A 7,458-nucleotide genomic window follows, 5' to 3' on the forward strand; every position below is an offset into this window, starting at 1 on the left:
CGCTGGCTGGTGACCAGGATGACGACGATCACCTCGCTGGACTTGACGCCGCACGAATAGCTGGGTCTGCCACGGCCATGCCCGTCGTCTCGCCTGTATCGGAGCGCTCGACCGTCGTCGCGTTGCTGTTGCTGACATTCGCAACCGGCCTTGCCGATTCGCTCAGCATCCTGGTCCTCGGCCACGTCTTCGTCGCCAACATGACCGGCAACGTGATCTTCCTTGGGTTTTGGCTTGCCCCAAGGACGGTCATCGACCTGACGGCTGTGGCCGTCGCTCTGCCGACCTTTGTCTGCACCACGATCGTCAGTGGCCGGTTGTCACGGTACTTCGGTAGCCGGACGCTCCCATGGATCACCCTCGTATTGGCAACGGAAATAACCTTGTTGGTGGTGTTGGCCGTCTTGGCCGGGACGGGCGTGCTGCACTACAACGACAAGACCAAACTCGTCATGATCGGCATCCTCGCGGTGACGTTCGGCCTGCAGCACTCGAGCGCGCGCCAATTCGAAATCCGGGAACTGTCCACCACGGTGTTGACGTCGACGATCGTCAGCCTCGGAATGGAAAGCCGGCTGGCGGGCGGCACCGGCGACCGTGAAAAGCTGCGCCTGAGTGTGGTTTTCACGATGTGTGCGGGTGCGCTCGTTGGGGCGACGATGTCACGATTCGTTGTCGCTCCGGTGTTCGTCGTGACGGCCGCGGTGGTTGCGATCAGTCTGCTGATCTTCCGCTTCGGCCCGCGCCCGGTTAGTTGAACGCCAGCCAACTGGGCAGCGCACGTTCGTGTGAGTCGCAGAGAACCTGGCGGGTGTCGCACGATCCGTGCGGGCTTCCGGCGCCGGCCCACATGCCGCCGGTGTCACGACGCAGCACGATGGCCGACGATCCGCCGCCGTCAAGCAAGACCGCGTTGTCGGCGCCCAGTCCGCGAAACAGGTCCTGGATGTTGTCCGGCGTGTAGTTGCCGCCCTCGAAGATATACATCTCGTCTTTTTGCCGCGAGTAAGCCAAAGCCGTTCGCGCGGCGCTGGGGCCGCCGTCGTGCAGTTGTCCGGTGTTGCCCGGAGCGAGTAACCCGATGCCTGATACCGCGACGAACCGCTCGTTCTTGTTGAGCAGGTCCTGGACCACCGGGGTGGCGGAGTCATAGTCGCTCTTCGATTTTGGCCAGACCACATAGGGTGCGCCGCCCGACGGCAGGATCATCGTCGTCAGGACGCTCCAGTTCTCGCCGCCGCCCGAGAGGCCCTGCTTTCCCGGGTAGGCGACGGTGCCGGTAACCGCCTGGTTGGCGCGGCCCTGCCCGTGGGTGTTGTCCACGAAGGCGCCCAGCGGCGAACTGCAGCCGGTCTGGCGCCACGAACCACCCTTTTGCCCGCGCACGTCAAAGAAGTTGGCGTTGATCGCGATCGTGGGCTGGCCCATCCGCTGCCACGCCTGCATCGGCGTGTAGAGCTCCGAGGCCTGCCAAAGTCCCTCGCCGGTGCGGGCTCCCGGGTTGTTTTCGCAGCGCGCCTGGTCGGCCTGGTGGGTGTCGACCAGCAGGTGCGGCGAGAGGCGTCCGGCCGCATTCTTGATGATCATGAGGTGGCCGCCGTTGTCCATTTCGGACCAGTTGCCGGCGGCGTTGAGCATCGGCGTCGGATGCCCGGGACCGAAGTTGTAGACCAGGTAAGACCCCTTGGTGACGTTTATGGCGTTGGCAAGCAGATCCCTGCCGTCGGCGGCGTGCGCAAGGGGTTGTCCCAAGGTGCTCGCCAGAGCAATGCACGAGACGAAGGCGGTGCAGGCCACCGCCAGCCGGCGGAAGCTGGCGCGTTGGGTCAGCACGGTAGCCCTTTCCGCCCTGATCTGGATGCAACAGCAATAGCATCAGTCACTATGGCCACACTGTCAACATGTATAACGGGCGGGTGACGCTTTCGCTACGCGCGAATTACGTTTATTCGCTTGTGTTTTCGGTGTCGGATTCGGTCTCGGCCGGGGCCTCGAGCTTCGTCCTGCGTTGCCGCGACCGGTGCGCGGCCTGGTGCTCCGCGGCGAGCGCCATCGCGGCCGCGCCCTGAATACGGTGAAAACCCTTGCGGTCGTACAGGTGCGTGATGATGCCACCCAACAGCAGCCCGATGATCAGCCCGACCGCCGTCATGGTCAGCGCTTCAAAAAGGCCGGTGTCCGCATGGCCCTTGAAGTACAGCAGTGACCGCGCGCCCAGGTACACCTGGTGCATCGGCTCGAATTCGGCCAGCCAGCGGAAGAACGGCGGCGTCGCCTCCAGCGGGACCGTGGCGCCGGCCGACGGCAAACCGAGGATCACGAAGATGAGCAGGCTGACCAGCAGGCCCGCCGTGCCGAGCACCGAGAGCAGCGAACTGGACGTGATGCCCACCGCCGCGATCGCGAACACGCCGAACGCCCAAAGTTCCCAGCCGAGGTCGATCGGCATGCCGAGCCCGTCGGCGATCGCGAGGTAGGCCGCCGAGGTGAGCAGCGCCAGCAGCACCATCATGGTCCACTTGACCACCAGCGTCTGGAACCGCGAAATTCTGACCTGCTCGGCGAAGCGGTATACCGGGCCGAATTCGGCTGGCACATAACCCAAGAGTGCGTCGACCAATGTGCTGACGACGATGCTGCCGGTAAATCCGGCCAGCAGCAGCAACAGCGCATAGTAGAAGGCCGACAATCCATTTCCGGTGCCGTTCGGCAGCGGGTTGTACACCGTCGACTCGATGTCGATCGGGGTGGACAGGCCCACCTCCGCGGCCCCGGCCAACGGCGCTCCGCCCGTCTGCGCTACCACCTCCGACAGAAGCCGTTCGCCGGCAACACCATTGGCGATCCCCATCGCCGTGTTCAGCGTCTGGCCGGCGATGGACGAGCCGAGAGTGCCGGCCCGCGGGTTGGTAGAGATGGTGATCACCGGACGGTCGGCGCGGCTGGGCATCACTGCGCTCGTGGCGAGATCGCGCAGTTTCGACGAGAAGCTCGGCGGTATCAGCACCGAGCCGTACACCTTTCCGGTGTCCAGCTGATGCCTGGCCTCGCTGAGGGGCACGACGCGGACGTCGAACTTGTTCTTGTCCAAGCCATTGACGAGCCGGTCAACGATTTGGGCGCCCCCGGGGCCTGCGTCCTCGTTGACCACCGCGATGGGGAAGTGCCGCAAGTTGGCGGCTGGGTTCAGGATGCCGCCGAGATAGAGCGCGCACAGGGCCGACATCAGCGCCAGCGTGATGACCAGTGGCGCCCCCCAGAACCGCACGGTGCGGATTGCCTCGATGTTCCGGCCGGGGTGAGGCGCCGCGTGCTGCGGATGCGATTCAGGCATGTCGGCTCCTGTCAGTCGTGCCCACTCTATGGCTCAGGCGCCGAGTTTCGCGTTCATCTCCCAGACCAACAGCTCCGACGGTTCACTCGCCGTCACGCAACGGCCGTCGGCATCGGTGAACCGCACGGCGTCGCCCTGTTCGAGGTCACCGATGCCCTCTACGGCAACCGCGCCACGGGCGGCAAACAGGTGCACGTAGCGCGCCGACGGCAGGTTCACCGCCGCGCCTGCCCGTAATCGCGTGGCGTGCAGTGCGGCATCGCGGTTGTGCAGGGTGATCGCCGCATCGCGGCCGGGGATACCCGAAGCTATGGTCACCAGGTCGCCGTCCAGCAGGTCCTGGCCGACCTCGTGCTGTTGATAGCCGGGCCGAATCCCCGTCTCGTCGGGCACCACCCACATCTGCACGAAATGCACTGGCTCCGTCGATGAATCGTTGCGCTCTGAGTGCAGTATTCCACTTCCCGCCGACATCCGTTGCGCCAGACCGGGATAGACGACTCCACTGTTCCCGGCGGAATCCTGGTGTGTCAGCTCGCCGCCCAGCACCCAGGTTACGATCTCCATGTCCCGATGCGGGTGGGTGTCGAATCCGGTTCCGGGCGCGACAATGTCGTCGTTGTTCACCAGTAGCAGCCCGTAGTGGGTGTTCTCCGGGTCGTAATGGTCGCCGAACGAGAACGAGTGACGGGATGTGAGCCAGGGCGTCGTGGTGACGGCCCGGCCGGCCGCACGCCGGATATCCGCGTTGGCAGACATGGCACCAGCCTAACGCCGAACCGTCAGGCCACCCCGGCGGCCAGCATCCCCTGGGCATGCCGGAGCGCTGCGTCGAGCTCGAGCAGCGTCAACTCGTCCGGGCGCCCCAGGTGGATCTCGATCTGATATTCCGGCTGCCCGTCCTGGCCGAAGATCGGCAGGACGACGAACTCCGCTGCCGCCAAGTCCGTTTCGAGCACATCGGTGACCGACTGCAGCGTCACCATCGTCATCAGGGTGGTCAGCTGCCGGGTGACCTGGGAAGTCGGCTCCAGCGACGCCAACACGTCGGCCAGCCTGTTGTGCAGCGACTGGTGGGTGTCATCGAACCGCCACGCGCCGTAGCCGCGGGTCCGGATGTCGCCGAGCACTCGCAGGTGCTCGGCGATTTCGGCACGGGTAAGCCGCGGGAGCACGCGATGCAGCCAGGCCTGGACGAAATCGTCGTCGCGCCAGGCCATCGCGACCAAACCGAACGGCGGATCGATCGGGAAGCGCTGACCGACGGCGTGCTCGCCGTCGGTGCCGTGACCCAGCGCGTCGACGGTCGTCAGGTGCCGGCCGCCGATCTTCGACATCGAGCAACCCGCGCCGAGCGCGTCGTGGAGATAGCGCAGCGCGTCGCGTCCCCGGTCCAGCAGCGGGAACTGCGCCCGCAGCCCGTGGACCAGACCGAACAGGCCGCTGCCCAGCACGTAGCGACGGTCCCCGCGCCGCGCCACCCAGGCGCGCCGTTCGAGTTCGGCCAGTACCAGGGCGCAGGTCGAGGTGCTGATGACACAACTCTTCGCCAGCTCGGCCGAACTCAGCCCGCTTGGTGAATCGGCCAGGGCGGCAAGCACATCCATCACGCGACCGGTCGGCGGTGATTTGACGTTCGAGGCGCCCACTGGGGCGACCATTGACGTATCCACCGTGACCTCCCTACGATCCGTCCAAATTGTAAGGATATATGTCCTAATAATAGGAGACTGTCGTGTACAAGGTGGGAGTTTGGGGGCCGGGTTCCATGGGTGTGATCGCCCTGCGCGGGGTGATCGATCATCCGGAGTTGCAGTTGGTCGATCTCGTGGTGCACAGCGAGGCCAAGGCGGGTCGCGACGCGGGCGAGTTGTGCGGCATCGCACCTGTGGGGGTGACCGCGACGCAGGATTCGGCGGCGCTGCTCGCCGGCGACGCCGACGTCGTGGTGTATGCGGCCGGGGCGAATCTGCGGCCGCTCGAGGCCGTCGCGGACATGGTGTCCATCTTGCGGGCCGGGAAGAACGTGGTGTCGTGTTCGGTGGTCCCGCTGGTGTACCCCGAAGCCGTCGACGCCGCGTTCACCGACCCGCTGCGACAGGCCGCGCTGGAGGGCGGGGCGTCGTTCTTCACCACGGGCATCGACTCCGGATTCGCCAATGACGTTCTCCCACTCGTGCTTACCGGCGTCTCCCGGGTGATCGAGTCCGTCCGGGTGACCGAGATGTTCAACTACGCGACCTACCCGGACAAGGCTGCCGTCTACGAGATCCTGGGATTTGGGCAATCGCCGGACTATCCGGCGTTCGCGGCCCAGCCGGGAATCTTCACGTTCGGCTGGGGACCGGTGCTGCATCAGCTCGCCGCCGGGCTGGGCGTCAAGATCGACAACATCGAGGAGAGCAACGAGCGGATTCCCGCCACCGAGTCCTTCGACACCCCGACCGGTCACATCGCGGCCGGGACGATCGCGGCGATGCGCTCGACGCTCACCGGATACGTCGGTGGGAAGCCAACTTTCGTCATCGACCACGTGACCCGCATGCGGGACGACATCGCGCCGGACTGGCCCCAGCCGAACATCAGCATTGCACCGAAGGACCTCGGCTACGGGTCGGCATCCGGCCGGGGCCTGTACCGGGTGGAGATCGAGGGTTCGCCGAGCATGCGGTGCGAATTCGAGATGGCCGAGGACCACGACCACGACCTGGGTGCCCGCATCGCCGGCTCGTCGCGGATGGTCAACGCCATCCCCGCGGTATGCGCGGCGCCACCCGGCCTGCTGTCCGCACTGGACCTGCCGCTGGTCACCGGGACGGGGTTGGTTCGCCCGGTGGAGGGGCCATCACCCGACAGCCGGTTGTTCTAGGCGTCAAGTATTAGACGAGACAACGCTTTTGGACCGCCGGCCACTCAGACTGCGCCAGCGTATGTTGCCGCGGCCAGCTTCAGGATCTCGACGCGATCGGCGGACAGGATGAACCCGGATTGGATCGCCGTGTCGAGCGCCGCGGTGAATTTCTGCACATACTCCGTGACGCCGCCGGGATAGAGCCGGTTCAAGGTGGCTTTGTCGAAGGGTTCGCCGGACCCGAATATCGACGCCATGATGTTCGCGCCGGCGACTTCCGGGCCGTTGTCCGAGCCTTCGTACGCGTCGCCGATGCCCGATGTCCGTGCGGTCGGCACGTCGACCCAGGGGGTTCGGACGCCGCCCTCGGCGATGCCGTTGGCGTCCAAAACCGGTTGGGGATCGTCGGTTTCGCGCATCGTGATGGGCGGGGCCGCAGGCGCGGGTTCGCCCGTGCGCACCCAGGCGTCCAGCGCCGCGACCGCCGCCTGCACCACGTAGTGGTGTTGGGGGGCGAAGTTGATGTAGTGCCCGAGTTCCTGGCCCATCAGGTTGTTCGTGGGTGCGTAGGCGGCGACGATGTCGTCCAGCGGGGCGTCGCCGGTGTCGATCGCTGCGACCTGGATCGTGTAGTTGTCGGCGTGCGCGGCGCCCGGAATCTCCCACACCCGCAGCCGATCGTCGTCGGGCCGTCGGGCGTAGTAGTAGCCGCTGCGGATTCCGCCGAACAGATCGGTCTCGGTGATGATCGTGAGCAGGGGCACCCGCAGGTCGGGGCGGAAGGCCACCGGCGCTGAGTTGATCGCCTTGTCCTCGTCGAATACAGAGGCGTCGTCCAGGCCGGCGGCAGGGGCGAACCGCGAATGCACCAGGAATCCGTCGTAGGCCTCGACGAGCGGATCCACGGCATTGATGTAAGTCGTCAGAAACATCGCCGACTGGGATTCACCCACCGCGATCACCTGCGCAACGGGCAGTCCTTCCAGCAGATCGCCGCGCACCAGCCCGGCGACCTGGGTGAAGATGTCGTAGGAAAAGGCGTCGCCGGGGTGGCTCAACGCGGCGTAGCGCTGCGGGTTCTGGCTCTTGAGCGACATGTCGATGCCGAGCAGGCTGACGCCGCCGTCCACGCCCACCTTCTGGGCCGACACCGTGACGTAGGCGTAGCCCGAACGAAGCACCTCGCGATGCGCCATCATCCACAGCGCGGGCGCATCGATGCCCCCGCTCACGTTGAGCCATTCGACGATGACCGTGCCGTTGAACAGGCTCC

At 65.9% G+C, this 7,458-nt stretch carries 7 protein-coding genes; 2 read left to right on the forward strand and 5 right to left on the reverse strand.

Translation table 11 applies throughout. The features are described 5' to 3' along the window. Positions 1 to 77 precede the first annotated feature (77 nt). Positions 78 to 758 (forward strand): YoaK family protein, encoded by a 681-nt coding sequence (locus JOZ00_RS08055; protein WP_293342200.1) that lies wholly within the window; start codon positions 78 to 80, stop codon positions 756 to 758. Here JOZ00_RS08055 and JOZ00_RS08060 read toward each other — a convergent pair. From JOZ00_RS08060 to JOZ00_RS08075, 4 genes are all read right to left on the reverse strand, one after another. After that, complete coding sequence (locus tag JOZ00_RS08060; protein ID WP_293342202.1) at positions 751 to 1,860, reverse strand: phosphodiester glycosidase family protein; 1,110 nt, start codon at positions 1,858 to 1,860, stop codon at positions 751 to 753. The genes JOZ00_RS08055 and JOZ00_RS08060 overlap by 8 nt on opposite strands. A gap of 85 nt (positions 1,861 to 1,945) precedes the next feature. Further along, on the reverse strand, positions 1,946 to 3,334 hold the full coding sequence (locus tag JOZ00_RS08065; protein WP_293342188.1) for a YhgE/Pip domain-containing protein: 1,389 nt from the start codon (positions 3,332 to 3,334) through the stop codon (positions 1,946 to 1,948). A 33-nt stretch (positions 3,335 to 3,367) separates the two neighbouring features. Beyond that, on the reverse strand, positions 3,368 to 4,093 hold the full coding sequence (locus JOZ00_RS08070) for a pirin-like bicupin family protein (RefSeq protein ID WP_293342191.1): 726 nt from the start codon (positions 4,091 to 4,093) through the stop codon (positions 3,368 to 3,370). 23 nt (positions 4,094 to 4,116) lie between these two features. Further along, the gene (locus JOZ00_RS08075) at positions 4,117 to 4,941 is read right to left on the reverse strand and encodes a MarR family transcriptional regulator (protein WP_293342205.1); all 825 of its coding nucleotides are present in this window, start codon (positions 4,939 to 4,941) and stop codon (positions 4,117 to 4,119) included. A gap of 128 nt (positions 4,942 to 5,069) precedes the next feature. Between JOZ00_RS08075 and JOZ00_RS08080 the strand changes: the two genes are divergently transcribed. Continuing rightward, positions 5,070 to 6,203 carry a dihydrodipicolinate reductase gene (locus JOZ00_RS08080; RefSeq protein WP_293342194.1) on the forward strand — a complete coding sequence of 378 codons (1,134 nt, stop codon included), beginning with the start codon at positions 5,070 to 5,072 and terminating at the stop codon, positions 6,201 to 6,203. A 44-nt stretch (positions 6,204 to 6,247) separates the two neighbouring features. Here JOZ00_RS08080 and JOZ00_RS08085 read toward each other — a convergent pair. After that, positions 6,248 to 7,458 (reverse strand): alpha/beta hydrolase domain-containing protein (locus JOZ00_RS08085; RefSeq protein ID WP_293342197.1); only part of this gene is annotated, 1,211 nt, incomplete at its 5' end.

The sequence above is a fragment of the Mycobacterium sp. genome, from assembly GCF_019243155.1.
Classification (GTDB): Bacteria; Actinomycetota; Actinomycetes; order Mycobacteriales; family Mycobacteriaceae; genus Mycobacterium.

What these genes read in the sequence shown, in the direction of transcription:
- JOZ00_RS08055 (WP_293342200.1), top strand. Translation starts at nt 78, where the DNA reads ATGCCCGTCGTCTCGCCTGTATCGGAGCGCTCGACCGTCGTCGCGTTG.
- JOZ00_RS08065 (WP_293342188.1), bottom strand. Translation starts at nt 3,334, where the DNA reads ATGCCTGAATCGCATCCGCAGCACGCGGCGCCTCACCCCGGCCGGAAC.
- JOZ00_RS08075 (WP_293342205.1), bottom strand. Translation starts at nt 4,941, where the DNA reads ATGGATGTGCTTGCCGCCCTGGCCGATTCACCAAGCGGGCTGAGTTCG.
- JOZ00_RS08070 (WP_293342191.1), bottom strand. Translation starts at nt 4,093, where the DNA reads ATGTCTGCCAACGCGGATATCCGGCGTGCGGCCGGCCGGGCCGTCACC.